Origin of the sequence: Streptacidiphilus sp. MAP12-16 (genome assembly GCF_041262165.1) — a bacterium.
GTDB lineage: Bacteria > Actinomycetota > Actinomycetes > Streptomycetales > Streptomycetaceae > Streptacidiphilus.
In genome coordinates this window covers 302970-329125 of sequence record NZ_JBGCBY010000001.1, presented here as the reverse complement: position 1 = coordinate 329125, position 26156 = coordinate 302970, and the positions used below count along the sequence as shown (strand labels likewise).

The window sequence follows — 26156 nt, the reverse complement described above, 5'->3', positions numbered from 1 at the left end:
TCCTTACGAGAGGTGTTCCCGACCGGCACGCTGAAGCGCGGCGGCGGGGCCTTGGGTTTCCGTGTGGCTCGCCGGCCGGACGGCCTGGCTCTGCGCACACATCGAACCAGGATAGCCCGAAAGGGGCGGCGAGCCTAAACGGCCTGGGGAGCGATAGGGCTCGGGCGCACGCCGTCCGGCACCTCCGCTTGCCGCGTTGCCGCTCTGACATCAGCGGCCGGCGCCGCGGGGCCCCAGTAGCTCCGCTACAAGGGCGTCCCGGCGCCTTGCAATCGAAGGCACCGGACGGCGTGCGCTGACCCGAGCCCTATCGCTCCCCAGGCCGTAACTCACTGGTCGCGGGAGCGTCCACCCCGGACCGGGCGCCGCCGACGGGCAAGCAGGATCGCGGCCAGCGCCACCCCGCTGGCCAGGTGCGTCGCGGCACCCACGGCCGCCCGTACCGGCGCCGGCAGCCCCAGGTCGCCCAGCGGCCCTCCGCTGCTCTCCACCGTACGCACGCCGGGCGGCGCGGCCAGCCGGAACAGTCCGTCGCCGGCGCTGGTCCCGGCCGCCACCGCCTCCAGCCCGCGCAGCTCGCGGCACTCGGTGATCTCGCCCGGCTCACCCTGAGTCAGGCGCAGCAGGATGCCCGACTGGGCGTCGACGACCAGTTCGGCCCGGCGGAAGGGCCGACCGGCTCCCGCGGCGGAACGCCGGCGAGGCACGGCGGTCACCGCGACGGCGCGGCGCCCGCCGAGCCGGACGTACCCGTGCGGCGTGAGCTGGGCGGAGAGCAGCCAGGCCGGGTCGACGAGACTGCCGATACTCCACTCGACCTGCTCAGGCAGGCCGGTCACCAGGCGGTTCGGATGCAGGGCGTAGCGGCGGACGCCGTCACAGCTGACGATCCGGGCGCCCCGCGCGTCGGCCACGGGGAGCGGACCGCGCAGGTACTCGACGCGGTAGCGGGACAGCCCGGCGAGAGTGAAGCGGCTGATCGCGTGGCTGCGCGGTGGGGCGAATCCGGCCAGCTCCGCTTCGAAGCCGGCGGGCGGCGCGGTGTCGTCCTCGCGCGGACCGCGGAGCTGCCGCAGGAACGCCGCGAGATCGGTCCAGTGGTGCAGCTCGGCCCTGAGCAGGGGCAGGGACCGTCCGCCACGGTGCAGCAGCACCGCCAGCTCGTCGCGGCTCGGCGGCGCCTCCTCCAGGGGCTCGGGCGCGGGGAGGAGGTCGCACCAGGGCTCCTGGTCGGGCGCGGACTCCTCGACGTGGGCGCTGCGGCGCAGCAGGAATCCGGCTGTCCGCCAGGCGAGGTACTGCACGCCCATGCCCACCCCGTGAGCGATGACCCGCGCCGGGACGGGCGCGTGGATGACGAAGTCGCCGGGGCGCTCGGGTGCGACGGGTGTGCCTGCGGGAGGGCGGAAGTCGCACTCGTCCCACTCCGCCCCCGTCCCTGTCGTCCCTGTGGCTGTCCCTTTCCCTTTCCCGAAGGCCAGCGAGGTGAGCTCCCTGGTCTTTGCGGGCCGGCCCTCGTAGATCTCGGCGGTCTGGAGCAGGATGCCGGTCTCGGCGTCGACCGCGACCTCGATCCGGTCGAGGAAGGCCTCCCGGCCGGGGACCGGGCCGGGTCCGGCGGCCTCGCGCGGCACGGCACACAGCCGGTAGGCCGGGCGTCCGGCCGCCGTGGCCGGAGCGGCCGCCGGTTCACGGACCGTCAGGTCGTAGCCGGAGAGCAGCCAGGAGGGATCGAACAGGCCGAAGAGCGTCGCGTCCGTCCATGGGTCGACGACGTGTGCGGGCTCGGTCGGGTCGGCCGGCGTGAACTCCCAGGCGCCGACGCCGTCGCAGACCTCGACCCGGCCGCTGTCGGCCCACTCGCACCGATAGCGGTCGATCGCGGCGAGCCGAAAGCTCATCCGGCCGTCCGGGCCAGCGCCGTCGGGCGTGTCGTGCTCCATGCCCGGGAAGTCCGAGGCGGCCGGGAAGTCCTCGAAGCCGTCGGCCCCGGCGAATCCGCCGAAACCCCCGAGCTCGGCGATCCGGTTGCGCATCTCACGGTCGACCCGTTCGGACAGCCGCCGGTCGGCGGTCGGATCGCGATGGACCGCGAGCACGCCCGTGACGTCGTGCTCGGCCAGGGCGGCGCGATGGAGCAGGGCGACCATCCCGGCGGTGTCCATATCTGCTCCCCCTGCCAGCTCACTGTCGTGGGGGGTCCTACCCATGCGCGAGGGCCCCGTACCGGCGAAGCGGTGCGGGGCCCTCGGATGACGCGGTGCCGGACGTCAGTCGTTCTTGGCGATCTGGTCGAAGGAGAGCTCGACCGGGGTCTCCCGGCCGAAGATCTCGACCAGGCCCTTGACCTTCTTGGAGTCCGGGTTGATCTCGTTGATCGTCGCCTGGAGCGTGGCGAACGGGCCGTCGGTGACGGTGACCGAGTCCCCGACCTCGAAGTCCAGGACCTGGACCTCGGACGGACGGACGTTGGACGGCCGGCCGGCCTCCTTGGCCGCGGCGCGCTCGACATCCGGGGCGAGCATCTTGACGACCTCGTCCAGCGTCAGCGGGTACGGGTCGTAGGCGTTGCCGACGAAGCCGGTGACACCGGGAGTGTTGCGGACGACGCCCCAGGACTCGTTCGTCAGGTCCATGCGCACCAGCACGTAGCCGGGGAGCTTGTTCTGGCGGATGGTCTTGCGGTCGCCGTTCTTGATCTGGACGACCTCTTCCTGGGGCACCTCGGCCTGGTAGATGTAGTCCTCGACGTTGAGCGAGACGGCGCGCTGCTCCAGGTTGGACTTCACCCGGTTCTCGTAACCGGCGTAGGTGTGGATGACGTACCACTCGCCGGGAGCGATGCGCAGCTCCTCACGGAAGGCGACAATCGGGTCGATCTCGACCTCGTCCTCCGCGGTGGCCTCGGCCTCGGCTCCTTCGCTGGCCTCGAGGGCCTCGGACTCCTCGGAGGTGACCACGCTCATCGCCTCTTCCTCGGCGGAGAGCCCGTCGGCGTCGTCGGCAGCCTCGACCTCGTCGGCGTCACTATCGACGTTGTCGATGATCTGCTCGGCGGAGTCGTCGGCCTCGGCCCACGCAGACGCGTCCTGCTCCGCAGCGTCGGCCGACTCGACGGCTTCGTCAGCCTCGGGGGCCTGCGCGGCGTCGTACAGGTGGGACTCAGACACGTTGGCTGCTTCTTCCTGGAGATGAAAGGTGGGACGGTTCCGGACCGTCCACAGGGAGAAGCAGGGCTTGGCTGCGGACGGCTCGGATACTCAACGATACCGACACAACGGTAGCGGAGCGCCCGGACAGTATTGTCCCGCGAAGGTGCGGCACAACGCGGGGCGCTGCACCGAGAGATTCTGCGGAGGTGCCGGCGTCAGCCGAAGACGACCTTGGCGAGCTGGGAGAAGCCCGTGTCCAGACCGTAGACCAGTGCCATGATCACCACGACGAAGACGATCACGACCGTCGTGTACGTGGTCAGGTCGTTGCGGCTGGGCCACACGACCTTGCGCAGCTCGGCGATGATCTGCCGGTAGAAAAGGGCAGTACGGGCGAAGATGTTCGGCCGGTCGCCGCGCTTCTTCTTGCCGTCCTTGCCAGCCGCCTTGTTGGCGCGCTTGCGGTCGCGGCGCGACAGGGCCTCGCCCTGTTCGTCCTCCGCGTTACCACGATCAGGTGTCGCGGTGGAGCCCACGGTCTCCGTCACTCGTCCCTCACCTGAAATCGGGTACCTGTCGAGACTCGCAATGTTGCGAGCTCGTAAATGCACTGCTGAGGGTACCGCCTGTTCCGTGATGGCAACAGAGCGGACAGCAGGGCCGGAGGGACTTGAACCCCCAACCGCCGGTTTTGGAGACCGGTGCTCTACCAATTGAGCTACGACCCTTTGAATCCGGGCGGGCCGGATTCGCGTGCCCCAACCTACCGCATCCGGGTGACTGCGCGGTGTGCGCAGGCCCCGAGCCGTCGGCCGGGTCCATCGAGGGTTGAGTGTAGGGGGTGGAACCGTGATTGGTCGAATGAGTTGGATGCTCTCTGATCTGCGGCTCCCCCTCGAAGGTCCGGGCGGTGACCGGGCGGTAGGGCGTTCGAGCAGTGAAACAACGATGCCCGACCGGGGTGGCGTCTGGGACGATGCAGGTATGAGCGCTGCCTCCCCCACCCCTGACACCAGCATCCGTCCCGCCGACCGTCGGGTCTCAGCCCGCATCGGCGCGATCGCGGAGTCCGCGACCCTCGCCGTCGACGCAAAGGCCAAGGCCCTCAAGGCCGCCGGGCGTCCGGTGATCGGCTTCGGCGCCGGCGAGCCCGACTTCCCGACGCCCGACTACATCGTGGACGCGGCCGTCGCCGCCTGCCGCGACCCCAAGAACCACCGCTACACGCCTGCGGGCGGGCTCCCCGAGCTGAAGGCGGCCATCGCGGCGAAGACGCTGCGGGACTCCGGCTGGGCCGTCGACGCCTCCCAGGTGCTGGTGACCAACGGTGGCAAGCAGGCCATCTACGAGGCCTTCGCCGCGATCCTCGACCCGGGCGACGAGGTCATCGTCCCCGCTCCGTACTGGACCACCTACCCCGAGTCGATCCAGCTCGCGGGCGGTGTCGCGGTCGAGGTCGTGGCCGACGAGACCATCGGCTACAAGGTCTCGGTGGAGCAGTTGGAGGCCGCACGCACCGAGCAGACCAAGGTGCTGCTGTTCGTCTCGCCCTCCAACCCGACCGGCGCCGTCTACACCCGCGCCGAGGTCGAGGCCGTCGGCCGCTGGGCGGCCGAGCACGGGCTGTGGGTGCTGACTGACGAGATCTACGAGCACCTGGTGTACGGGGACGCGGAGTTCGTGTCGCTGCCCGTGGCCGTGCCGGAGCTGGTCGGCAAGTGCATCGTCGTCAACGGCGTGGCGAAGACGTACGCGATGACCGGGTGGCGCGTCGGGTGGGTGATCGGCCCGCAGGACGTGATCAAGGCGGCGACGAACCTGCAGTCGCACGCGACGTCCAACGTCAGCAACGTCGCGCAGGTGGCGGCGCTGGCAGCGGTGTCGGGCGACCTGGCGGCGGTGCACGAGATGCGGGTCGCGTTCGACCGGCGTCGGCGCACCATCGTGCGGATGCTGAACGAGATCCCCGGCGTGGTTTGCCCGGAGCCGGAGGGCGCGTTCTACGCGTACCCCTCGGTGAAGGAGCTGCTGGGCAAGGAGATCCGGGGCAAGCGCCCGCAGACCTCGGCGGAGCTGGCCTCGCTGATCCTGGACGAGGCCGAGGTGGCGGTCGTGCCGGGCGAGGCGTTCGGGACGCCCGGGTATCTGCGGCTGTCCTACGCGCTGGGGGACGAGGACCTGGCCGAAGGTGTCTCGCGGCTGCAGAAGCTGCTCGGCGAGGCGCAGGACTGACGCACGGCCGGCCAGGCTTGGATCAGGCCCGCTGTCCCGGCTCCGGCCGGGGCGGCAGGCCTTTCCGCGGAGCGGTTCCGAGCGTCCGGTTCACTCGATCGAGGGTCTTGACCTCGTAGTTTTCCCCCATCAGGCTGAATACGCGAAGATCTGCGGATGGAACGTGATGTCCGCCTCCTGCCCAAGGCGCACCTGCACCTGCACTTCACCGGCTCCATGCGTCCCGCCACGCTGCTGGAGCTCGCCGACAAGCACGGAGTGCACCTGCCCGAGGCACTGAGCTCCGGCGAACCGCCCAAGCTCCGGGCGACCGACGAACGCGGCTGGTTCCGCTTCCAGCGGCTCTACGACATGGCGCGATCGGTGCTGCGCGACGAGGACGACATCCGACGACTGGTGCTCGAGGCCGCCGAGGACGAGCGGGCGGACGGCAGCGGCTGGCTGGAGATCCAGGTCGATCCGACCTCCTACGCCCCCAGGCTGGGCGGGCTGATCCCCGCGCTGGAGCTGGTCCTGAGCGTGGTCGACGACGCCTCCCGGGCGACTGGTGTCGGGATCAGGGTTCTGGTCGCCGCGAACCGGATGAAGCACCCGCTGGACGCGCGGACGCTGGCCAGACTGGCGGTCCGCTACGCGGACCGGGGCGTGGTCGGTTTCGGCCTGTCCAACGACGAGCGGCGCGGGATGGCGCGGGACTTCGACCGGGCCTTCGCCATCGCCCGGGAGGGCGGGCTGCTCGCGGCTCCGCACGGCGGCGAGCTGGCCGGGCCGACCAGTGTCAGGGACTGCGTGGACGACCTGGGCGCGGGGCGGGTCGGCCACGGCGTACGGGCGGCCGAGGATCCGCGCCTGATGCAGAGACTGGCGGACCGTCAGATCACGTGCGAGGTGTGCCCGGCGTCCAACGTCGCCCTGGGCGTGTACGAGAAACCGGAGGACGTGCCGCTGCGCACCCTGTTCGAGGCAGGAGTGCCGCTGGCGTTGGGCGCGGACGACCCGTTGCTGTTCGGCTCCCGGCTGGCCGCGCAGTATCAGTTGGCGCGTGAGGTGCATGGCTTCACCGATGCCGAACTGGCAGAGCTGGCCCGGCAGTCGGTGCGCGGCTCGCGCGCGCCGGAGGACGTACGAGCCCGGCTGCTCGCGGGGATCGACGCCTGGCTGGTCAGCTGAGCTTGCGCTGCTCCGCGGCGCTGGAGCCGGCTCTGCAGCAGAGCCGGCTTACGGCCTGGCCGTCAGAGCTCGACGCCGACGAGCACGGGCTCGTTGACGAGCCACACGCCGAAGGCGGCGTGGACGCCGTCCCGTACGTCGCGGGCGAGGGCGAGAAGGTCGTCGGTGGTGGCCCCGCCCCGATTGGTGAGGGCCAGCGTGTGCTTGGTGGAGAGACGTGCCGGTCCGGTGCCGTAGCCCTTGCTGAAGCCCGACCTGTCGATCAGCCACGCCGCCGAGGTCTTGGTGCTGCCGTCGGCGGCCGGGAAGGCCGGAGGAACGGCCTCGGGACCGAGCCGGTCGCGCACCCGGTCGAGGAACGCAGCGAACTGTTCGGCACTGAGGACCGGGTTGGTGAAGAAGGAGCCTGCCGACCAGGTGTCGTGGTCCTCCGGGTCCAGGACCATGCCCTTGCCGGCCCGCAGCGCCAGGACCGCCGCCCGCGCCTCCCGCAGGTCCGCGGGCTGCCCCTGGTCGACGCCGAGCCGCTGGGCGGTCTCGGCGTACCGGACCGGGGTGGACCGGCCCTGAGCGTCCTCGAGTGCGAAGCGGACGTGCAGGACCACATAGCGGTCGGGTTCCGCCTTGAAGGTGCTGTGCCGGTAGGAGAAGGCGCAGTCGGCGTTGCTCAGGGTCACCGTCCGCTCGGTCCTGCGGTCGTACGCGACGACCTCCGTGATGCTGGAGGCGACCTCCTGGCCGTAGGCGCCGACGTTCTGCACGGGAGTCGCCCCGACGGAGCCCGGGATGCCGGCCAGGAACTCGATCCCCGCGAGTCCGTGGCGCAGGACCGTCTCACCGACCAGGTCCGTCCAGACCTCTCCGGCGGCTGCGTCCAGCCTGGTGCCGTCGAGGGTGTAGCCGCGGGTGGCGATATGCAGCGCGGTGCCGTCGAAGCCCTTGTCACCGATCACCAGATTGCTGCCGCCGCCGATGATCAGCAGCGGCTCGCCGGACCGGTCCGCGCTCCGCACGGTCTCGACGATCTCGGCGTCAGTGGTGGCGGTCACCAGCCTGCGCGCGGGTCCGCCGAGGCGGAAGGTGGTCAGCGGGGCGAGAGGGGCGTCCTGGAGTTCCTGCACGCTCCAAGACTAAGGGGGCGCACGCGTGTGCCCTGCTCGTCCCCCTGGTTCGGTGGGGGGTGAGCAGGGCACACGCGTGCGGTCAGGCGACGGCGGAGAGCGAAGGGGCCACCTCCGCGGTGGTCGCCGCGCCGTCGCGGGTTCGCTTCCACCTGGGGACGATCAGGCTGGCGACGGTCGCGGCGCCGATGGCCGCCGCGCCGACCCACAGCGCGGGCGTCAGTCCGTCGGCGAAGCGCTGGGCACTGCTGTAGTCGCCGTGGGCCGTGAAGACCGAGGTGAGGACGGCGACCCCGAGGGCTCCGCCGATCTCGCGGAGGGCGTTGTTGGCGCCGGACGCTATGCCCTGTTCCTCGGGCTTGACCGAACCCATCAGCACCGTGGTGACCGGGGCGAAGAAGAGCGCCATGCCGGTGCCCGACAGGACCAGCGCGGGGATCTGCGCCCCGTAGCTCACGTGGGCGGTCACGATCAGGGCGAACCAGACCAGGCCGGCGGCCTGCAGGGCGAGGCCGGTGGCGATGATGATCCGTCCGCCGATCCGGTCCGACAGCGCCCCTGCGATGGGAGCGACGACCATGGGCATGGCCGTCCACGGCAGCATCCGGACGCCGGCCTCCATCGGGCTGTAGCCCTGGGCATTCTGCAGGAACTGGCTCAGCAGGAAGATGGACCCGAACATGCCCAGGGACATCAGCATCGAGGCCGTGTTGACCGCGGCGAAGGCGCGGTTGCGGAAGAGGCGCATGGGCAGCAGCGGGGCGCCCGTTCGCAGCTCCCAGACGACGAAGCCGACCAGCAGCGCCGCGCCGGTGACGAGCCCGGTGAGGACGGTGCCGCTGGTCCACCCGTCGGAGTTGCCGCGGATCAGGGCGTAGACGATTCCGAAGAGGCCCGCGCTGGCGAGGGCGGTACCGGGGATGTCCAGGCGGCTGTTCGGTCCGTGACTCTCGGTCAGGCGGAGCCGGGCGAGCGGCAGCAGGGCCAGACCGATGGGAACGTTCAGGGCGAAGATCCACTGCCAGGAGAGGTGCTCGACGATGGTGCCGCCGATCAGCGGTCCCATGGCGATGGCCATGCCGTTCACCGCACCCCAGGCGCCGAAGGCCAGGCCGCGCTTGGCGGCTGGGACGGCGGAGGTGAGCAGGGTCAGACTGACCGGGGCGAGCAGCGCGGCCCCCACCCCCTGGGCGGCCCGGGCGGCGATGAGCGCCCCGATACCGGGGGCGAGTGCGGCGCCGAGCGAGGAGAGGGTGAAGAGAGCCAGGCCGATGATGAACACGCGGCGGCGGCCGAAGCGGTCACCGAGCGCGGCACCGAGCATCAGCAGCACGGCGAAGGTGAGGGTGTAGGCGTTGACGGTCCACTCGAGGTCGGTGATTCCGCCGCCGAGGTGGGCACGGATCGAGGGGAGGGCGGTGGTGACGACGAGGTTGTCGAGCGCTGCCATGAATCCGGCGGTGCTGGTGATGACGAAGGCCCAGACTGCTGGGTTTCTCGAACGCATGTCGGTTCCCTTGGATGAAGTCCCCCGACGGGGGAACCATGGTTAGTTATGGATCAATAACTTTTGCGGGCATAGGAGTGCCACTGCCGAACAGCCCGGGCGGACCGATCAGCAACCGTCCTCGAAGTTGAACCCCTGCCACAGGCGGTGCTCCGGCGGGAAGCCCATGGCGACCATTGCGTTGATCAGCATTCCTTGCGCGAAGAAGTCGCGCGCCTCCTCCGGGCTCATCCCGGCGCGGGCGGTGACCGAGTCCCAGAGTTCGGTCCACAGCTCCCGTACCGCCTCACCCACCTCGACCTCCCCCGCCGCCTCGGCGGCGGCGGTGGAGACGTACATCTGCATCTGCATCATCAGCCGGCTGCGGTCGGCGACCAGGTCCAAGTAGGCGTGGCCCATGGCATCCCTCGCCGCCTCGCCCTCCAGGCCGTCGGACGCCTCGAGGAAGGCATCCCGGACCTCCTCCATGCAGCGGCGCACCGCGGCCTCGAAGAGGGCCCTCTTACTGGGGAACAGCCGGAACAGATACGGCTGCGAGACGCCGACCCGGGTCGCGATGGCCTGAGTGGAGGTGCCGTTGTAGCCGCGCTGGGCAAACTCGATCATGGAAGCTCGGATGACGCTCTCGCGCCGCTCCTCCGCGCTCATCCTGATGCTCGTCTTCGCCATGAGTAGAAAGTTAGTGGTTGATTACTAACTTCGTCAAGGGGCCACCCAGGACGACTTCGGACGGTCCGGTGCCCGGCTGCGAGCTCCGCCGCCGGGCACCGGTTTGGTCGCCTGCTCAGGAGAGCTGCACGACGGCCTTGGCCATACCCAGAACCTTCTGCCCGGCGCTGGTCGCCACCAGGTCCACCCGCACCCGGCGGTCGTCCAGCTTGGCTGCGACCTTCGCGGAGACCTCGATCAGCGCGCCGATGGCGTCATTGGGAACGACGACGGGCTTGGTGAACCGCACGCCGTACTCCACGACCGCGCCCGGGTCGCCGAGCCAGTCGGTGACCACCCGGATGGCCTCGGCCATGGTGAACATGCCGTGGCCGATCACGTCGGGGAGTCCGACCGCTGTGGCGAAGCTCTCGTTCCAGTGGATCGGATTGAAGTCGCCCGAGGCTCCGGCGTACTGGACCAGCGTGGCCCGAGTCACCGGGAAGGACTGGGCCGGAAGCTCGGCGCCGACCTCGACCTGGTCGTAGTTCACGTTCGCGGACATAGTCACTCCCCCTCGGCGGCGCGGGCCACCAGCATCATGTGGGCGGTCACCACGTGCTCGCCGCTCTCCTCGTGGACCTCGCCACGCACCGAGAGGACGTCGTTGCCGGCCAGCGACTTGATCGATTCGATGACGCAGGTGACCGAGAGCCGGTCTCCGGCCCGGACCGGGCGGGAGTAGACGAACCGCTGGTCGCCGTGGACCACCCGGGAGAAGTCCAGGCCGAGCTCGGGATCGTTCACGACCTGCGCCGCTGCGCGGTAGGTGATCACAAACGGGAAGGTCGGCGGGGCGATCACATCGGGGTGGCCGAGCGCCTTGGCGGCATCGGCGTCCAGGTACGCGGGATTGGCGTCACCGACGGCCTCCGCGAACTCGCGGATCTTCTCGCGTCCGACCTCGTACGGCGTGGTCGGCGGATACGTCCGTCCGATGAAGGAGGGATCCAGCGGCATGGGCAGCTCCTCACTGGTCAGAAGCACTCGAAAGGGCTTCGGGGGGCAGGGACGACACGACAGGCGGGGAGGGCGGCGGGCGAGAACGGCCGGGGGCGGCCGGGAACGCGGTGAAGGCCGCCCCCACGAATGGGGACGGCCTTCACCTATGGCCTGGTGGAGAACACCGGCCCTGCGTGGGAACGCAGAGCTCAGCGGGTCTCGCGGTGCGCGGTGTGCGCGTTGCAACGGGGGCAGTGCTTCTTCATCTCAAGACGGTCCGGGTCGTTACGCCGGTTCTTCTTGGTGATGTAGTTCCGCTCCTTGCACTCCACGCAGGCCAGCGTGATCTTCGGGCGGACATCAGTGGCGGCCACAGGAGTGCCTTCCTCAGACAGACAACGTTATGAACACAGACAAGAGTAGCCGACCGGGAGGATGACCCTACAATCGGCTACAAACTGGCATGGTAGCGGTGACCGGACTTGAACCGGTGACACAGCGATTATGAGCCGCTTGCTCTACCAACTGAGCTACACCGCCACGACGATCAGGGCCCCGCCGAAGCGGGGCACCCTCTCATCCGAGCCCCCATGCGGAATCGAACCGCAGACCTTCTCCTTACCATGGAGACGCTCTACCGACTGAGCTATAGGGGCTGGCCGAGGAAGACATTACACGCTCCCCGGCCGATCCGTGAAATCCGTTTCCGCCCCGCCGAATCCCAGTCGGCGCACGGGGTTCAGGCCCGGTCACCCACCCCGCCCTGGCGTTGCAGCGCAGCTCAGACGTTCGTTCCGGAATCGCGCCGACGGGTGCGGCCGACCGCCGCCAAGACGCCCCGGCCCGGTACGACTTATGCGCCCCGCCGCTCGCCGCACGCGCCTCCCCTGGTGCACCGGTGGCTTCGCCCTAGGCTCCCTTCAGCGATCTTGAGCGCCCCCGGCCGGGCGTCGCGCGCAGAGCCGCACCACGGCGGGAAGGAGCAGCCCATGCCCGCCGACGCGCTCCAAGGCGGCCAGACAGTGCCCGGCGGACCGCCACTGCTGCTGTCCGGGGCCCGACTGCCCGACGGGCGCGTGGTGGACGTGCGCATCAGCGGCGAGCGGATCGAGGCGGTCGGCACCGCCGGCAGCCTCACTGCCCCGGAACGACTGGACCTCACCGGATACCTGCTCCTTCCGGCGCCGGTCGAGGCCCACGCCCACCTGGACGAGGCGTTCACCGCGACTCCGGGATGCGCGCCGGCAGGCACCGGCGGGAACGGCGGCGGTCGACGGTGCCTGGAGTCCCTGCAGCGCCGTATCACCGAGGCTGCGCTCTGCGGTCTCGGCTACGGGGCGACGGTCCAGCGAACGCACGTACGCGTCGGCGGCGGGCACGGGCTCACCGCAGTCACCGCCGCGCTCCAGGCGGCGCGGGCGCTGCACGGTTTGATGGAGCTTCAGGTGGTGGCCCTCCCGGGGCTGCTCGCCGGTGTCGCGGGCGCGGACGGGCGAGCGGTGCTCCGGGAGTCACTGGCGATGGGCGCGCACGCGGTCGGCGGCCGTCCCGATCTCGATCCCGATCCGGACGGGCATGTGGCCGCGGTCGTCGCGCTTGCCGAGGAGTGGCGCCGCCCGGTCGACCTGCACACGCAGGCCGCCGATCCGGTGCGCCTCGCCCGGCTCGCCTCGGCGTTGGGCCCGCTGCGCCCCGGGGCCGTGATCGGACCGTGCGCCGCACTCGGCCTGATGCCCCCCGAGGTGGCCGGACGCTCCGTTGAACTGCTCGCCTCCGCCGGGGTGTTCGTGGTAGCGCTGCCGCAGAGCTGGGCGTGCGTCGGCGCGGGCGCGTGCGTTGGCGTGGGCGTTGGCCTGGGTGCGGAGGTCGGGACGGGCGCGGGCGTGCGCGCCGTTGGGGGCTCCCAGTCACCGCCGGGCGCAGGGAGGACCGCCTGGCCGGTGCCGGTGCGACTGCTCCGGACGGGCGGGGTGCGGATCGCGGCGGGAAGCGGGGCGCTGCGGGACGCAGCCAACCCGGTGGGTCGGGTGGACCCCCTGGAGGCGGCTTTCCTGCTCGCCGCGTCGGGCGAGCTGGACCAGACGGCGGCCTACGAGACGGTCAGCGGCACGGCCAGGGCGGCGCTGGGCCTGCCCGCCGTCCAGGTCGCAGCCGGATTCCCCGCCGACATCCTGGCGGTACGGGGAGACTGCCTGCGGGGTGTGCTGTCCGCGGGACACAGCAGGGTGGTGCTGCGCGGCGGACGGGTCGTCAGCAGGACGAGCGCAGTCCGGGAGTTCGCCGAGGCGACCGTCCCGGCGGTGCCTCGGCAGGGGCGGAGCGGTCCGCTCTGTCCGGATTGAGCCGTCGGCCGCGTCGGCGTGCGGGACGGCCCGCGCAGTGGCCCTGGGGCCTCAGACCGTCAACCCGCGACGGTAGTGGACCAGGAGCTCGCCCCAGTCATCGACTCTGACCCGGCCGCTCCGCCGGAAAGCCATCGCCTTGTAGAGCCGGTTGGCCCTCAGATTATCTGCATGGGTCCACAGTTGAGCCTGATCGAAACCACGGTCCGGGGCACGGGCGAGCATCTCCTCGACCAGCAGCCGTCCGACGTGCTGACCCCACCTGTCCGGCGCCACGCTGAGCAGCGATATGTGGAGCAGCCCCGGGATCGGTGTCCCGGTCCCGTCCTGTTCGCAGCCCTGGACTCCGATGATCGTGCCGATCAGGCCCGGTTCGCGCGCGGTCTCGTGAGCGAGCAGCAGTAAGACGCCGGGAGCTGCCATCCGCTGGTGGGCAGAGTCGATATGAGCCTCCGGCAGCGGCCTGCCATTGCGCCGGACGACATGCGAATGCGTCCACAGCGCGACCGCTTCGTCGACGTCGCTGCTCGTGGCCTCACGTACAGCCACTGTCTCGCCCATATGCGCCCCCTGTCCCCTCCGTTGAGCCTCCCGTGCTCCCCCACCGGTTGACTGGCTTTCTACCACGGTCCTGCGACAACCGGGCCCGATCAGGGGCTCCCGGGCACATGCCTGCCCCACTCTGCACTCTCTGGACATCGTGAGCAGCGGAACCGCTGCACCAACTGCTACGTGCGTGATTCCGGGCTGTGCCAGGGTTCGGTGCCGGTCCGCACCGAGGTGGTCTTGAGCACCGACTCCTCCACCGCGAGAGCGATCAGGTGGTCCTGGCACGCCTCGGCCAGCGGGTAGGGCTCCGGTCCCTCCTCCCGGGCCCAGGCCCCGGTCGCGGTCAGCAAGGACGCGATTGCGATCTCCTCGTCCATGAGTCGCAGGCCGAGAAAGGGATTGCGGTACACGACGCCGCCCTCGAAGGAGATGTGCTCGGTGTCGTACCCGTCCAGGTTGAGGTCGTACCCGAGCTGCGAGCGCACCAGCGCCGACCTGGTGATGGTGCGCTCTGCTGCCAGCCGTACCACCGTGTCGTCGGCTATCTCGCCGCGGCTTCCCCGGATCAGGATCCGCCGCAGCCGCAGCTGGTTGTGCCACTGGTTGTCTGTGAAGTCGTACAGGCCCGAGGCCCCGCCGAAGTCCAGGGTGGCGATCGTCGTCGCCGCGTCTGTCGGAGTGTCATCGCCCGTCCAGCCGTCCCGGTTGAGGGGGTCGACCAGCGGGGCACGGAACCGCGTGGCCGAGACGGTCACCGGGCCGAGGCCGACGCCCAGCAACCCACGGATCATCGACACCGCGTGGTACATGTGCGTTGAGGAGACCTGCACGCTGGTGGGTTGCCCGATGACGCCGCGCTCGACCAGGACCCGGCGGGCGGCATGGCCCGGCATCAGCAGGTACTGCTCGGCCACCTGGACCCGGGCGCCGCCCACGCACTCCCACAGCCGCCGCAACCCATCCGCGTCGGGCGCGGGCGGCGTCTCGCTGAGCACACGTGCACCCGCCTCGACCAAGGCGGTAACCACTTCCGCGTTGGCGGACCACGGCACACTGCTGATGACGAAGTCGGGTCGCTGATGCCTCACCAGGTCCTGCGGCGTGAGGTACACCGGGACCTTCCACCGCCGACCGACCTCCTCGACCTTCTCGGAGCGCCGGACCGCAGCGCCCACCAGGGTCAGGCGGTCCGGCAGCAGGCCGGCCAGGCGGACGAAGAACTCTGCGCGCCAGCCGCTGCCGACAACACCGAAAGTCGAAGCCGAAGTCATGGTCAACTCTCGCAGAATCTCGTCCGACCTGTCACCCCGTGCAGACCGCAGTGTCCGGGGCCCTGGGCAGGACGCGGAAGCGCCTGCGGATGACGGTGAGTCACGGCAGCGGACATGCGAACGGCCCTGGACCGTTGGTGCTGGTCACAGGGCCGTTCGGCTGACCGTGGCGGGTGTTGGGTTCGAACCAACGTAGGCATAGCCGGCAGATTTACAGTCTGCTCCCTTTGGCCGCTCGGGCAACCCGCCAGGGATCGTCTCGCGGTCTCCCGTTCGACGTCGTAAACAATACCTGATCGCAGGGGGTGCTCCGCCACTCGATTGATCGGACCGAGAAGGACGCCGGCGGGATGCCAGGGGGACGGCGCAGGTGGCCCGCGATGGCTAGGCTGGATCGGCAGCGACCCCGTACCGGGGTCGCCGACGCCATCCGTGTCGTAGCACCCTCAAGGAGACTCACTGATCATGGCCGACTCCAGTTTCGACATCGTCTCGAAGGTCGAGCGGCAGGAGGTCGACAACGCGCTGAACCAGGCTTCCCGCGAGTTGGCCACCCGCTTCGACTTCAAGAACGTCGGCGCCTCGATCGAGTGGTCCGGCGACAAGATCGAGATGCGGGCCAACTCCGAGGAGCGGGTCAACGCGGTCCTGGACGTCTTCCAGACCAAGCTGGTCAAGCGGGGCATCTCGCTGAAGGCCCTGGACGCCGCCGAGCCGCAGCTCTCCGGCAAGGAGTACAAGATCTTCGCCACCATCGAGGAGGGCATCTCCCAGGAGAACGCCAAGAAGGTCGCCAAGATCATCCGCGATGAGGGCCCCAAGGGCGTGAAGGCCCAGGTCCAGGGTGACGAACTGCGCGTCACCTCCAAGAGCCGGGACGACCTCCAGGCCGTCCAGACGCTGGTGAAGGGCAAGGACCTCGACTTCGCAGTCCAGTTCGTCAACTACCGCTGACCCGCCAGGGAGACGGGCGACGGGTCTCGGCCTGTGCAGGGTCAGCTGCACAGGCCGTCCCTCGGCCCGCCGAAGCGGCCGGGCGAGGGCCGGGCGAGGTCTGAGCGATCGAAGAGCGGGGGCCGTTCTAGGCCGGACGGGCGATTCGGGCGGCGAGGCGGCGGAGGGCGCGTCTGTTCGTGGTCCCGACTCCGATCGGGATCAGTGCCGCCCGGCCGGGAACGCGCAGCCCGCCGGTCGCGGCGACCAGCGTGCCTTCGGGGACGGGGGCGGCCGCGACTCCGATCATGAGGAAGCGGCTCTGCATCCAGCACCAGCCAGGTCCGAGGTCCACGTCGAAGCGGGCCCGGAGACCCAGTCGGCCCCGTGCGTACGCCTCGACGCCGTCGCCGACACGCCGCACGGTGACCTGACGCATATCAGCCTCGAAGGTGCCGAGTTCGTGCTCCAGGTCGCTGACGATCGCCCAGACCTGTTCAAACGGCGCATGGATGACCTGTTCGGCGACCCGGGCACCGGCGATGCCTGCGGCGAGTACCCGCAGGCGGCGCACCGGGTCGAACTCGGCCACAGGCCAGGATGTGCTCATGCGCTCCACGCCTTCCGGAAGTTGTCACGGGCCCGGTGCAGCCGGGACTTGACCGTGCCGACGGGAAGGGCGAGCAGTTCGGCCGCCTGGTTCTCCTCGAGCCCCTCCAGATCGCGCAGCACGATCACCGCCCGGTGCTCGGGGGTCAGCCGGGCCAGGACGTCGCGGATGTCCGCAGCCTGTTCCACATCGGCGCGGGAGGGCAGGTGGTCGAACTCGTCCATGGGCGTGCTGCGCGCCGACCGCTTGGCGAGCCGTACCGACTCGCGGACCGCGATCGAACGTACCCAGCCGTAGCAGGCTGCCGGGTCCTGCAGCGAACGAAGGTTCCGAAAGACCGAGATCAGCGTCTCCTGCGCGGCGTCGGCACCGTCCGCAAGCGCGATCGGGCCGCAGACCCGGGTGACGTACGGGGTCAACCGGGCCAGCAGTTCGCTCATCGCCATGGTGTCGCCCCGCTGGGCTCTCCGCACCAGGCCTGGGAGGTCGTCAGTCGCCATACCCGCCTCCCGGCACACGGCCGTCGGGCGTTTTCCGGATCCGGGTCACACCTACAGGAGGGGGCACCGCGGCCAAAGGTTCCCTCCGGTCCGAAGAGTTCTCCGGGTCGTCCGCTGCGAGTCCGATGGAACGTCCGGTCGCATCGCGGACTCCTCCTGGACGAGTCCGCGTGCCCGCTTCCTGGAGGAACTGATGAGGACACACACCAAGGGTGTCGTCGTGGCGACCGTGCTCACGGTCGACGCCGCGATCCATCTCTACTGGACCACGGGGGCGACCTGGCCGGCGGCGTCGCAGCAGTCGCTCTCGCAGGCCGTGCTGAACCTCGACGGGAAGTTCACGCCACCGGTGCTGCTGCCGATCGCGGGACTACTGCTCACCGGGGCCACGCTGCTCCTGGCACGGGCGAACGGGCGCGGTGGGCGGCCTGCGGCTCTGGTCAGCGCGGCCGTCGCGGGCGGCCTGGCCGTCCGCGGAGCGGCGGGACTGGTGTGGATCACGGGATTCGGGGCGGACACCAGCAGCCCCTTCTACTGGCTGAACCTGCTGGCCTACACGCCCGCGTGCCTGACCCTCGCACCGCTCGCCCTGTCGGTGGCCCGCGGTGACGCCGCCGGCGTGGAAACGATCAGAAGGTTCCGAACTTCTGCTCCGTGGAGACGATCTCGCGGCCCAGCGGCATGAGCGAGATCGGGATCATCTTCAGGTTCGCCCATCCGAACGGGATCCCGATGATCGACAGGAACAGCGGGACGCTGGTGACCAGATGCCCGATCGCGAGCCACAGGCCGGCGACGATCACCCAGATGACGTTGCCGACGAAGGACGCCGGCCCGGCGTCGGCCCGCTCACGCGTGGTGCGCCCGAACGGCCACAGCACGTACCCGGCGATGCGAAAGGCCGCGATGCCGAACGGAATGGTGATGATCAACACACAGCAGATGATGCCGGCGATGGCGTAGCCGACGGCCATCCAGAAGCCGCAGAAGAGCACCCAAATGACGTTCAGGACGAGGTTCATCATCTTCATGGCCTGCAAGCCTCCTACGCCTCTCCGGACGGCGGTGGAGCGCCGCCTCTCATCAGTGTGGGTGACGAGCAGTCCCGATGCCTTGCCGGCGGCGGCTCCGGGTCCTACCCGACGGGTCCTACCTGAGGTACCCGGCCATCTGCTCCAGCCGGGCGATGCGCTCCGCCATGGGCGGGTGGGTGGAGAACAGCCGGCCGCCCGCGCTGCCGGGACGGAACGGATTGACGATCATCATGTGACTGGCGGTCTGGAGCTGCGGCTCCGGAGGCAGGGGCAGCCTTCTGGTGCCCTCGTCCAGCTTGCGCAGGGCGCTCGCCAGCGCCAGCGGATCGCCCGTCAGCTGGGCCCCGGAGGCGTCCGCCTGGTACTCGCGGGAGCGGCTGACCGCAAGTTGGATCATGCTTGCGGCGATCGGGCCGAGGATCATCATCAACAGCAGTCCGACCAGCCCCGGACCGTCGTCGTCGTCCCGGCCGACCGGGATCAACCAGGCGAAGTTGACCAGGAACAGCACCGCCGAGGCGAGCGCTCCGGCCACGGAGGAGATGAGGATGTCCCGGTTGTAGACATGCGACAGCTCGTGGCCGAGGACTCCACGCAGTTCCCGCTCGTCGAGGATTCCGAGAATGCCCTGGGTGCAGCAGACGGCGGCGTTGCGCGGGTTTCGGCCGGTGGCGAAGGCGTTGGGGGCCTCGGTCGGGGAGATGTAGAGGCGGGGCATCGGCTGCCGGGCGGATGTGGAGAGCTCGCGCACGATCCGGTACAGCCACGGTGCCTCGATCTCGCTGACCGGGCGGGCCCGCATCGCGCGCAGGGCGAGCTTGTCGCTGTTCCAGTACGCGAACCCGTTTGTAGCCAGGGCCACCACCAGCCCGATCAGAAGACCCGTACGCCCCCAGAAGCCGCCGATCAGGATGATCAGCGCCGAGAGGCCGCCGAGGAGCGCGGCGGTTTTCAGACCGTTGTGCCGGCGGTGCACGGGTGCCCTCCAAGACGTGCGATGAGGGGCGTCTTCTTCACAGCCCTTGTGTCTACTCGCCGGTTCAACGGCCGAGGCGGATGCCCTGGTTCCCTTGTGCCCTGCTGAGCGGGGGCGCGCAAACGCGACCGAGGGCCCACGTACCTCCCGGGCGACCGCCCAGGATGTGCCCTCCTCAGCCGAAGAGGGAACCGCTTGCGACCTGCAGCACGAGTTGCGGCGCGACGGAGAGGACCACGCCGAGGACGGCGGCGAGGCCCAGGCACACGGCGAGCGGGAGCGGGAGCGGGAGGCTGCGGACCCGGCGGGCGCCTGAGGCGTCCTCGGTTGCTGCGGCCGGCAGGAACAGCTTCGCCGTCCAGGCCAGGTAGTAGTACAGCGCGACGACGACGTTCAGTGCCATGACCACGGCCAGCCAGCCGAGGTGGGCGTCGACGGCGGCACGGAAGACCACGACTTTGCCGAAGAGGCCGATCACGCCTGGCGGCAGGCCCGCCAGGGAGAGCAGGAAGAACGCCATGGCCAGGGCGGTTGCCGGGCGGGCCGCGAACATACCGCGATAGTCGTCGATGCGACCGGCGACCAGGCTGACGACCGCGAAGGCGCCGAGGTTGACCACACCGTAGATCAGCGCGTACGCCAGGGTCGCGCCGAGGGGATCGCTGCCGTTCGCGCTGCCGTAGCCCGCTGCGGCGATGGGGACCAGCAGGTACCCGGCCTGGGCGATGGAGGACCAGGCCAGCAGGCGCACGGCGCTGTACGGGGCGTCGGAGCGCTGGCGCAGCGCCGCGGCGTTTCCGAGCGTCATGGTCAGCGCAGCGAGGACGGCGAGGGCGAGGCCCCAGGTTCGTCCGTACGGATGAAAACCGACCACAGCGACCAGCGCCAGGCCGGAGAGTCCGGCAGCCTTGCTGACGACGGAGAGGTAGGCGGCCACCGCGATGGGCGCGCCGGCGTAGGTGTCGGGCACCCAGAAGTGGAACGGCACGGCGGCGATCTTGAAGGCGAAGCCGACCAGGGTGAGCACCGCACCGACCAGGGCAAGGGTCTTGAGCTGGCCGGGAACGCCCGGCAGCGCGGCGGCGATGCGGGTCAGCTGCAGGCTGCCGGTGGCCGCATAGACGAAGCTGACGCCGAGCAGCATGACGGCGGTGGCCGCGACCGAGGAGAGGAAGAACTTCAACGCGGCCTCGCCGCCTCTGCCGTCCCGGCGCAGACCGACCAGGGCGAACGCCGGGAGCGAAGTGACTTCGAGCGCCACCACCAGGGTCGCCAGGTCCCGCGACGCGGGCAGCAGCGCGGCACCTGCAGCGGAGCTGAGCAGCAGGAACCAGTACTCGCCGGAGGGCAGCCTGTTCTTCTCCACGGTGTGAACCGAGATCAGTGCGACGAGCAGCGCACCGCCGAGCACGAGCAGTTGGAAGAGCACGGCGAAGCGGTCGGCGACGTAGGAGCAGGCGGAGTTGTCAGTGGCACCCGCTACGGTGCTGAAGCAGAAGGTCGCCCGGGCGCCGTGGCGCAGTGGCAGCAGCGAGAGCAGCGCCAGGACCAGGCCCGCGACGGAGACCCAGCCGAGGAGCGGCTTACGCCGCGCCGGCAGGAAGAGATCGGCGACCAGCACGCCGAGGCCGACGACGGCAGTGGTGAGCGGCGGGGCGATGGCCCTCCAGTCGATGGACTGGATGAGCGAACCTGCCGCGGCGACAGCGAGATCGGTCATGGCTCAGCTGCCTCCGAGGAGTGCCCTGACGGCGGGGATGCTGAGGCCGAGGAGCACGGCCGGCCAGAGCCCGGCGACAAGAGTGAGGGCGACGAGAGGGGTCCAGGCTGCGAACTCGTAGGTCTGGACGTCGGCGAAGCGTGGCGTGGTGGGTTCGGCGCTCGCCCTGGGATCTCCCGGGTCTCCCATGCAGACCCGGCGGACGACGCTCAGCAGGTATGCGGCCGTGAGTAGCGTGCCGAGGCCGGCGAAGGCCATGAAGACCAGGTAGGCGGGGCGGGAGAGCCCAGCGGCGGGCTGGAAGGAGCCGAACATGGCGAGGAGTTCACCCCAGAAACCGGCGAGTCCGGGAAGGCCGAGGCTGGCGACGGCGGCGAAGGCGAGGAGCCCGCCGAGGCGGGGGGCGCGTCCGTACAGGGCCGCGCCGGTTCCGGCTCCGGCTCCGGCTCCGGCTCCGGCTCCGGCGAGACGGTCGAGGTCGGCGCTGCCGTAGCGGTCCTTGATGGCGCCGACCAGGAAGAAGAGGAGGCCGGTGATGAGGCCGTGCGCGATGTTGGCGAAGAGCGCGCCGTTGACTCCGACGGGGGTGAGCGTCGCGATGCCGAGCAGGACGAAGCCCATGTGGCCGACGGAGGAGTAGGCGATCAGGCGCTTGAGGTCGCCCTTCGCACCTGGTCGAACGAGGGCGAGGCAGGCGAGGGAACCGTAGATGATGCCGACGACTGCGAAAGCCGCCAGGTAGGGCGCGAGGGTCGTCATACCTTCCGGCGCGGAGGGAAGCAGGATCCGGACGAAGCCGTAGGTGCCCATCTTCAGCAGCACGCCGGCCAGCAGGACGGAGCCGGTGGTGGTGGGGGCGGCCGTGTGCGCGTCGGGGAGCCAGCTGTGGAACGGCCACATCGGCGCCTTGACAGCGAGTCCGAGGCCGATGGCGAGGACGACGAGGATCTGCGTGGTGTGCGAGAGCCCGCTGCCGTGGCGCTGGGCGAGCGCCGTCATGTCGAAGGTGCCTGCGTCGAGCCCGAGCAGCAGGAAGCCCAACAGCATGATCGCGGAGCCGAGGAGGGTATAGAGGATGAAGCGGGATGCGGCCGGGCCCCGGTTCTCGCCGCCCCAGCGGGCGATGAGGAAGTACATGGGGATGAGCACGACCTCGAAGGCCAGGAAGAACAGCAGCAGGTCGAGCACGGCGAAGGTGCCGAGCATGCCGGTTTCGAGGAGCAGCAGCAGACCGGTGTAGCCGCGAGGTCCGGGGACGTCGGGGCCGTCGGGGAGCCTGCGGACGGAGTAGACCGCGCAGAGGAAGGTGAGCAGTGCCGTGAGGAGGAGCAGCGGCAGGGAGATGCCGTCCACGCCGAGGTGCAGGCGCACGTTGAGGGCCGGGATCCAGCGCACGTCGGTGACGGCCTGTGTCCGGGCGGAGTGCCCTCGGTCGAACCCGGCGGCGAGCGCGATGGCGAGGAGGAGGGTGCCTCCGGTGACGGCGACGCCCAGGTACAGCGCGCGGCGGCCTGCGGTCTGCTCGTTCGGGCCGAAGAGGCCGGGTACGAGGGTGGCTGCGGCGCCGACCAGGGGCAGCAGGAGCAGGGCGATGAGGACGGCGTTCATCGGGTGGCCTCCGGGCGGCCGGAGCGGGGGTGGTCGTGCTGACGGCGTGTCACGGGAGCTGCCACGGAACCTGTCACGGAGGCTGTCACTGCGCCACCGCCACGAGGACGGCGAGGACGACGGCTCCGGCCAGGAGGGCGCTCAGGTAGGTCTGGGCGTTGCCGTTCTGGGCGCGGCGGACCGCGGCGCCCAGAAGCCGGGGCGCTCCGGTGGCACCGGCCAGGTAGGTCTCGATGACCTCGCGGTCGAGGAAGCGGACGAGGCTTGCCGCGCCGAGGAAGGGGCGGACGACGAGTGCGGCATAGAGGCGGTCGAGGCCGAAGCCGTTGGTCGCTGGGCCGAGCAGGGGTCCGAGGAGGAGGCGGGCCGGGTCGGGCGCGTGGTCGGTCTCGGCGGTGTGGGCCGCCGTGTCGGCGTCGGCGAGGGCCTGGTCCAGGCTGCGACCGGGGACGGTGGAGAGATCGGCGGTCACCTGCGTCGGCTCGGCTGCCGTGCCGATGGGCCGGGTCGCGTCGTCGAGTTCGTGGGCGGCGCGGGCCGACGGGGCAGTGCGGGCGTCGGCAACGAGCGTGGTGGCGTGCCGCCAGGCGACGTAGCAGACGAGCACACCGGCGAGGGCGACGCAGATGCCGAGGACGGCGGTGGTGCCCGAGGGCGTCAGTGAGGTTCCGTCGAGGAAGGAGGGGAGCCAGTTGGTGTGGAGGCCGGTGAGTCCGAAGGCGACGGCGGGGATGGCGAGGAGCCACAGCGGCCAGCGCATGGCGCGGGGTTCGTCGACGTCCCGCGAGCGGTACGCGGCGGCGCCGCGCGGCATCGGCGGCCGGAAGGCCAGCAGCCACAGGCGGGTGGCGTACATGGCGGTGAGGAGGGCGGTGAGCAGCCCGGCGACGAGGACGATCCAGCCGACGGAGGTGGGTACGGCGCTCGAGGGGCCGAGTCCGCCGGTGAGGGCGTCGCCGTGGGCGGCGTGCTCGGCGGCGGTGAGGATCGACTCCTTGCTGAAGAACCCGGAGAAGGGCGGGATGCCGGCGAGAGCGAGCAGGCCGATCGTCATGGTCCAGTAGGCGTCGGGGACTCGGCTGCGCAGGCCGCGCATCCGGGACATGGCGGTGAGCGAGTTGGTGTGCGCGGCGTGGATGACGACGCCTGCGGCGAGGAAGAGCAGGGCCTTGAAGACGCCGTGGCTGAGCAGGTGGAAGACGGCGGCGTCTCGGTCGCCTGCGGCGAGGGCTCCGGCCATGTAGCCGAGCTGGCCAACGGTGGAGTACGCGAGGACGCGCTTGATGTCGTCCTGGGCGAGGGCGCAGAGGGAGGAGCCGACCATGGTCACGGCTGCCATCACCGCGAGCACGACCAGAGCTGCGGAGGAGAGGAGGAACACCGGCAGCAGCCGGGCGATCAGGTAGATGCCGGCGGCGACCATCGTCGCGGCGTGGATGAGCGCGGACACCGGGGTGGGGCCCGCCATGGCGTCCGGGAGCCAGCTGTGCAGCGGGAACTGTGCGGACTTGCCGGCGACGCCGCCGAGCAGCAGCAGTGCGGCGAGCGTGGGGTGGTGCAACTGCCCGTCGGCGGCGGCGTTGAGGACACCGCTGATCCGGAAGGTTCCGGCGTCACCGGCGAGCACGAAGATGCCGAACAGGAAAGGGATGTCGCCGAGCTTGGTGACCAGGAACGCCTTGATGGAGGCGGAGCGGGCGTCTTCCCGCTCCCAGTGGTGGCCGACGAGGAAGTACGAGCAGATGCCCATGATCTCCCAGCCGACGAGCAGGACGATCAGGTCGCCGGAGTAGAGGACCAGGAACATCGCGGCGGTGAACAGCGAGACCAGTGCGGCGTAGGAGGGGTAGCGCGGGTCCTCGCGCAGATAGGAGGTGGAGTAGATCTGCACGCAACTGGCGACGACCCCGACGAGCACCGCAAGGAGGGTCGAGAGCCCGTCGAGGTGCAGGGCGAGGTCGATGGGGATGCCGCCGGTCGGGGTGAGCCGGGTGGCCGCGTCCAGGTGCCGTCCGGTGCCGAGTTCGCACGCCACCGCGACGGCGAGGGCGGCCGCAGCGAGGGTCGGCAGCACGGCCAGCGGCCGGACCAGACCAGGCGCGCGGCGGCCTGCCGCAAGTCCGGCCAGGGCACCGAGGAAGGGGAGAAGCGGGACGAGCACCGCCAGGGCGAGGGTCATGCGACGGTGGCCTTCCCCTGGGAGGTCTCCGCCGAGGCGGGATCGGCGGAGGGATTGTCGGTGGTCGATGCCATGCTGTCGCTACCGCCGGAACCGGGCGGGCCGGGTCGGTCCGACAGCTCGCGGAGCCGGTCGATGTCGGCGGTGCCCTGGGTGCGGAACACCATGAGGACGATGGCCAGACCGAGACCGATCTCGGCGGCGGCGATGGTGATGGTGAAGAGGGTGAGCGCCTGGCCGGCGTGGAGGGTGTCGCGCAGCCAGACGTCGAAGGCCACCAAGTTGAGGTTGACCGCGTTGAGCATCAGCTCGACGGACATCAGCACGAGTACGGAGTTGCGCCGCGCGAGCACTCCGTAGAGGCCGACGCAGAACAGCAGGGCTGCCAGGACGGCGGGGTAGGCGAGATGCATCCGGCTCAGGGTTCCTCTCGGTGACGGCGAGAGATGACGACGGCTCCGACGAGAGCGGCGAGCAACAGCACGGACAGTGCCTCGAACGGCAGGACCCAGTAGCGGAACAGCACCGTGCCGTTGGCCTTGGTGCTTCCGTTGCCCGCTGCGAGGTCCATCCAGGTGCTGCGGAAGGCGTCCACGACCAGGGTGACCAGGGTCGCGGCGGCGGTGGCGGCGACGCCGAGGGCGACCCAGCGGTTGCCCGAGTCGGCGTCGGGCGAGCGACCGATGGGGGCCTTGGTGAGCATCAGGCCGAAGAGGAGGAGGACGACGACCGAGCCGAGGTAGATCAGCACCTGCACCCAGGCGATGAACTCGGCGGTGAGGAGCAGGTACTCCAGGGCGAGGCCGCCGAGGGCCACCACCAACCACAGGGCGGCGTGGACCAGTTGCTTGGTGGTGACGGTGAGCAGGGCGGCGCCGAGCACGCCCAGGCCGACCAGGACGAAGACGATCTCGACGCCGGTGGGCGAGAGGAAGGAGTGGCCCGCGGAGGACAGCGACGGGAAGGCGGTCACGGAGCCGACTCCTCTCCGGGAGCCGGGTGGGCGGCTTCAGCGGCCTCGGTGGCCTCGGCGGCAGCGGCCTTGGCGGCGGCGGCCTCGGCGGCAGCGGCAGCATCGGCGGCGGCGAGCTTGTCCGCGGCCTTCCGGGAGGCGGCGATCTCCTTGGGCTCCTCCGCGGAGGGGTCCAGCGCGGGCGGCGCGGGGACCGTCCACATCCACTCGCGGAGCCGGTCCCGCTCGTGGGTGAGGTCGAGGATGTCCGTCTCGGAGTACTCGAACTCAGGCGACCAGAACAGGGCGTCGAAGGGGCAGACCTCGATGCAGATGCCGCAGTACATGCACAGCGAGAAGTCGATGGCGAAGCGGTCGAGCACGTTGCGGGTACGGGCCCGGGCGTTGGGTTCGACCGCCGGAAGCGTCTCCTTGTGCGAGTCGATGTAGATGCACCAGTCGGGGCACTCGCGGGCGCAGAGCATGCACACCGTGCAGTTCTCCTCCAGCAGCGCGATGACGCCCCGGGAACGCGGCGGCAGCTCGGGCTGGACATTCGGGTACTGGTCGGTGACGGTGCGCCTGGTCATCGTGCGCAGGGTGACGGCGAGGCCCTTGGCCAGGCCGCGACCGGGAAAGCCGCCGGAGGA

The 26156-nt window shown here is 70.4% G+C and carries 26 protein-coding genes and 4 tRNA genes; 5 read left to right on the top strand and 25 right to left on the bottom strand.

The genetic code is table 11. The annotated features are described in order from the left end of the window. Nucleotides 1-329: 329 nt before the first annotated feature. From ABIA33_RS01485 to ABIA33_RS01470, 4 genes are all read right to left on the bottom strand, one after another. A complete protein-coding gene (locus tag ABIA33_RS01485) occupies nucleotides 330-2165 on the bottom strand; it encodes a hypothetical protein (protein WP_370076010.1) in 1836 nt (611 codons plus the stop codon). Between the two features lie 105 nt (nucleotides 2166-2270). After that, nucleotides 2271-3170, bottom strand: coding sequence for a transcription termination/antitermination protein NusG (nusG, locus tag ABIA33_RS01480; RefSeq protein WP_370076008.1), 900 nt, complete (start codon nucleotides 3168-3170; stop codon nucleotides 2271-2273). A gap of 197 nt (nucleotides 3171-3367) precedes the next feature. Next, nucleotides 3368-3700, bottom strand: a complete 333-nt coding sequence (secE, locus tag ABIA33_RS01475; RefSeq protein WP_370076006.1) for a preprotein translocase subunit SecE — start codon at nucleotides 3698-3700, stop codon at nucleotides 3368-3370. Nucleotides 3701-3807: 107 nt separating this feature from the next. Then, nucleotides 3808-3880, bottom strand: a tRNA-Trp gene (locus tag ABIA33_RS01470). Nucleotides 3881-4136: 256 nt separating this feature from the next. Here ABIA33_RS01470 and ABIA33_RS01465 point away from each other — a divergent pair. After that, on the top strand, nucleotides 4137-5384 hold the full coding sequence (locus tag ABIA33_RS01465) for a pyridoxal phosphate-dependent aminotransferase (RefSeq protein ID WP_370076004.1): 1248 nt from the start codon (nucleotides 4137-4139) through the stop codon (nucleotides 5382-5384). Nucleotides 5385-5540: 156 nt separating this feature from the next. Further along, nucleotides 5541-6554, top strand: coding sequence for an adenosine deaminase (locus ABIA33_RS01460; protein WP_370076002.1), 1014 nt, complete (start codon nucleotides 5541-5543; stop codon nucleotides 6552-6554). Nucleotides 6555-6616: 62 nt separating this feature from the next. Here the strand turns inward: ABIA33_RS01460 and ABIA33_RS01455 are convergent, their stop codons facing one another. The 8 genes from ABIA33_RS01455 to ABIA33_RS01420 all read right to left on the bottom strand — a co-directional run bounded on the left by ABIA33_RS01455 (nucleotide 6617) and on the right by ABIA33_RS01420 (nucleotide 11488). Beyond that, nucleotides 6617-7675 (bottom strand): UDP-N-acetylmuramate dehydrogenase, encoded by a 1059-nt coding sequence (locus ABIA33_RS01455; protein ID WP_370076000.1) that lies wholly within the window; start codon nucleotides 7673-7675, stop codon nucleotides 6617-6619. An 82-nt stretch (nucleotides 7676-7757) separates the two neighbouring features. Beyond that, on the bottom strand, nucleotides 7758-9182 hold the full coding sequence (locus tag ABIA33_RS01450) for a DHA2 family efflux MFS transporter permease subunit (protein WP_370075998.1): 1425 nt from the start codon (nucleotides 9180-9182) through the stop codon (nucleotides 7758-7760). Between the two features lie 108 nt (nucleotides 9183-9290). Continuing rightward, a complete protein-coding gene (locus tag ABIA33_RS01445; protein WP_370075996.1) occupies nucleotides 9291-9851 on the bottom strand; it encodes a TetR/AcrR family transcriptional regulator in 561 nt (186 codons plus the stop codon). Nucleotides 9852-9966: 115 nt separating this feature from the next. Next, a complete protein-coding gene (locus ABIA33_RS01440; protein WP_370075994.1) occupies nucleotides 9967-10395 on the bottom strand; it encodes a MaoC family dehydratase in 429 nt (142 codons plus the stop codon). A 2-nt stretch (nucleotides 10396-10397) separates the two neighbouring features. After that, entirely contained in the window at nucleotides 10398-10850 is a 453-nt protein-coding gene (locus ABIA33_RS01435) for a MaoC family dehydratase N-terminal domain-containing protein (protein ID WP_370075992.1), read from the bottom strand. A 191-nt stretch (nucleotides 10851-11041) separates the two neighbouring features. Further along, nucleotides 11042-11206 carry a 50S ribosomal protein L33 gene (gene rpmG, locus ABIA33_RS01430; protein WP_004571794.1) on the bottom strand — a complete coding sequence of 55 codons (165 nt, stop codon included), beginning with the start codon at nucleotides 11204-11206 and terminating at the stop codon, nucleotides 11042-11044. 90 nt (nucleotides 11207-11296) lie between these two features. Continuing rightward, nucleotides 11297-11372, bottom strand: a tRNA-Met gene (locus ABIA33_RS01425). 43 nt (nucleotides 11373-11415) lie between these two features. Continuing rightward, nucleotides 11416-11488 (bottom strand) — tRNA-Thr (locus ABIA33_RS01420). Nucleotides 11489-11821: 333 nt separating this feature from the next. Here ABIA33_RS01420 and ABIA33_RS01415 point away from each other — a divergent pair. Then, nucleotides 11822-13174 carry a hydrolase gene (locus ABIA33_RS01415; protein WP_370075990.1) on the top strand — a complete coding sequence of 451 codons (1353 nt, stop codon included), beginning with the start codon at nucleotides 11822-11824 and terminating at the stop codon, nucleotides 13172-13174. 51 nt (nucleotides 13175-13225) lie between these two features. Here the strand turns inward: ABIA33_RS01415 and ABIA33_RS01410 are convergent, their stop codons facing one another. The 3 genes from ABIA33_RS01410 to ABIA33_RS01400 form a co-directional block, all read right to left on the bottom strand. Continuing rightward, a complete protein-coding gene (locus ABIA33_RS01410; protein WP_370075988.1) occupies nucleotides 13226-13735 on the bottom strand; it encodes a GNAT family N-acetyltransferase in 510 nt (169 codons plus the stop codon). A gap of 167 nt (nucleotides 13736-13902) precedes the next feature. Continuing rightward, the gene (locus ABIA33_RS01405; protein ID WP_370075986.1) at nucleotides 13903-14994 is read right to left on the bottom strand and encodes a Gfo/Idh/MocA family protein; all 1092 of its coding nucleotides are present in this window, start codon (nucleotides 14992-14994) and stop codon (nucleotides 13903-13905) included. Between the two features lie 167 nt (nucleotides 14995-15161). Continuing rightward, a tRNA-Tyr gene (locus ABIA33_RS01400) sits at nucleotides 15162-15243 on the bottom strand. Nucleotides 15244-15459: 216 nt separating this feature from the next. On the opposite strand from ABIA33_RS01400, the gene ABIA33_RS01395 reads away from it, so the two are divergent. Next, entirely contained in the window at nucleotides 15460-15948 is a 489-nt protein-coding gene (locus tag ABIA33_RS01395) for a YajQ family cyclic di-GMP-binding protein (protein ID WP_370075984.1), read from the top strand. A 127-nt stretch (nucleotides 15949-16075) separates the two neighbouring features. On the opposite strand, the gene ABIA33_RS01390 is transcribed toward ABIA33_RS01395, so the two are convergent. Together ABIA33_RS01390 and ABIA33_RS01385 are read right to left on the bottom strand one after the other, a co-directional pair. Further along, nucleotides 16076-16537, bottom strand: coding sequence for a hypothetical protein (locus ABIA33_RS01390; protein ID WP_370075982.1), 462 nt, complete (start codon nucleotides 16535-16537; stop codon nucleotides 16076-16078). Beyond that, nucleotides 16534-17037, bottom strand: coding sequence for an RNA polymerase sigma factor (locus ABIA33_RS01385; RefSeq protein ID WP_370075980.1), 504 nt, complete (start codon nucleotides 17035-17037; stop codon nucleotides 16534-16536). Before ABIA33_RS01385 ends, ABIA33_RS01390 begins: the two co-directional genes overlap by 4 nt. A gap of 193 nt (nucleotides 17038-17230) precedes the next feature. On the opposite strand from ABIA33_RS01385, the gene ABIA33_RS01380 reads away from it, so the two are divergent. Then, nucleotides 17231-17722 carry a DUF3995 domain-containing protein gene (locus ABIA33_RS01380; protein ID WP_370075978.1) on the top strand — a complete coding sequence of 164 codons (492 nt, stop codon included), beginning with the start codon at nucleotides 17231-17233 and terminating at the stop codon, nucleotides 17720-17722. On the opposite strand, the gene ABIA33_RS01375 is transcribed toward ABIA33_RS01380, so the two are convergent. From ABIA33_RS01375 to ABIA33_RS01340, 8 genes are all read right to left on the bottom strand, one after another. After that, a complete protein-coding gene (locus ABIA33_RS01375; RefSeq protein ID WP_370075977.1) occupies nucleotides 17667-18068 on the bottom strand; it encodes a YccF domain-containing protein in 402 nt (133 codons plus the stop codon). The genes ABIA33_RS01380 and ABIA33_RS01375 overlap by 56 nt on opposite strands. Nucleotides 18069-18186: 118 nt before the next feature. Then, nucleotides 18187-19047 (bottom strand): zinc metalloprotease HtpX, encoded by an 861-nt coding sequence (htpX, locus tag ABIA33_RS01370; RefSeq protein WP_370075975.1) that lies wholly within the window; start codon nucleotides 19045-19047, stop codon nucleotides 18187-18189. A gap of 175 nt (nucleotides 19048-19222) precedes the next feature. Beyond that, nucleotides 19223-20767 (bottom strand): NADH-quinone oxidoreductase subunit N, encoded by a 1545-nt coding sequence (locus ABIA33_RS01365; protein ID WP_370075973.1) that lies wholly within the window; start codon nucleotides 20765-20767, stop codon nucleotides 19223-19225. A gap of 3 nt (nucleotides 20768-20770) precedes the next feature. Beyond that, nucleotides 20771-22375, bottom strand: a complete 1605-nt coding sequence (locus tag ABIA33_RS01360; protein ID WP_370075971.1) for a NuoM family protein — start codon at nucleotides 22373-22375, stop codon at nucleotides 20771-20773. Nucleotides 22376-22460: 85 nt separating this feature from the next. Beyond that, entirely contained in the window at nucleotides 22461-24554 is a 2094-nt protein-coding gene (locus ABIA33_RS01355) for an NADH-quinone oxidoreductase subunit L (RefSeq protein WP_370075969.1), read from the bottom strand. Then, nucleotides 24551-24967: an NADH-quinone oxidoreductase subunit NuoK gene (nuoK, locus tag ABIA33_RS01350; RefSeq protein ID WP_370075967.1), complete on the bottom strand. Its 417-nt coding sequence runs from the start codon at nucleotides 24965-24967 to the stop codon at nucleotides 24551-24553. The genes ABIA33_RS01355 and nuoK overlap by 4 nt, the downstream gene beginning before the upstream one ends. A 5-nt stretch (nucleotides 24968-24972) precedes the next feature. Then, a complete protein-coding gene (locus ABIA33_RS01345; RefSeq protein WP_370075965.1) occupies nucleotides 24973-25527 on the bottom strand; it encodes an NADH-quinone oxidoreductase subunit J in 555 nt (184 codons plus the stop codon). Continuing rightward, nucleotides 25524-26096, bottom strand: a complete 573-nt coding sequence (locus ABIA33_RS01340; RefSeq protein ID WP_370076236.1) for a 4Fe-4S binding protein — start codon at nucleotides 26094-26096, stop codon at nucleotides 25524-25526. Before ABIA33_RS01340 ends, ABIA33_RS01345 begins: the two co-directional genes overlap by 4 nt. Between the last annotated feature and the right edge of the window lie 60 nt (nucleotides 26097-26156).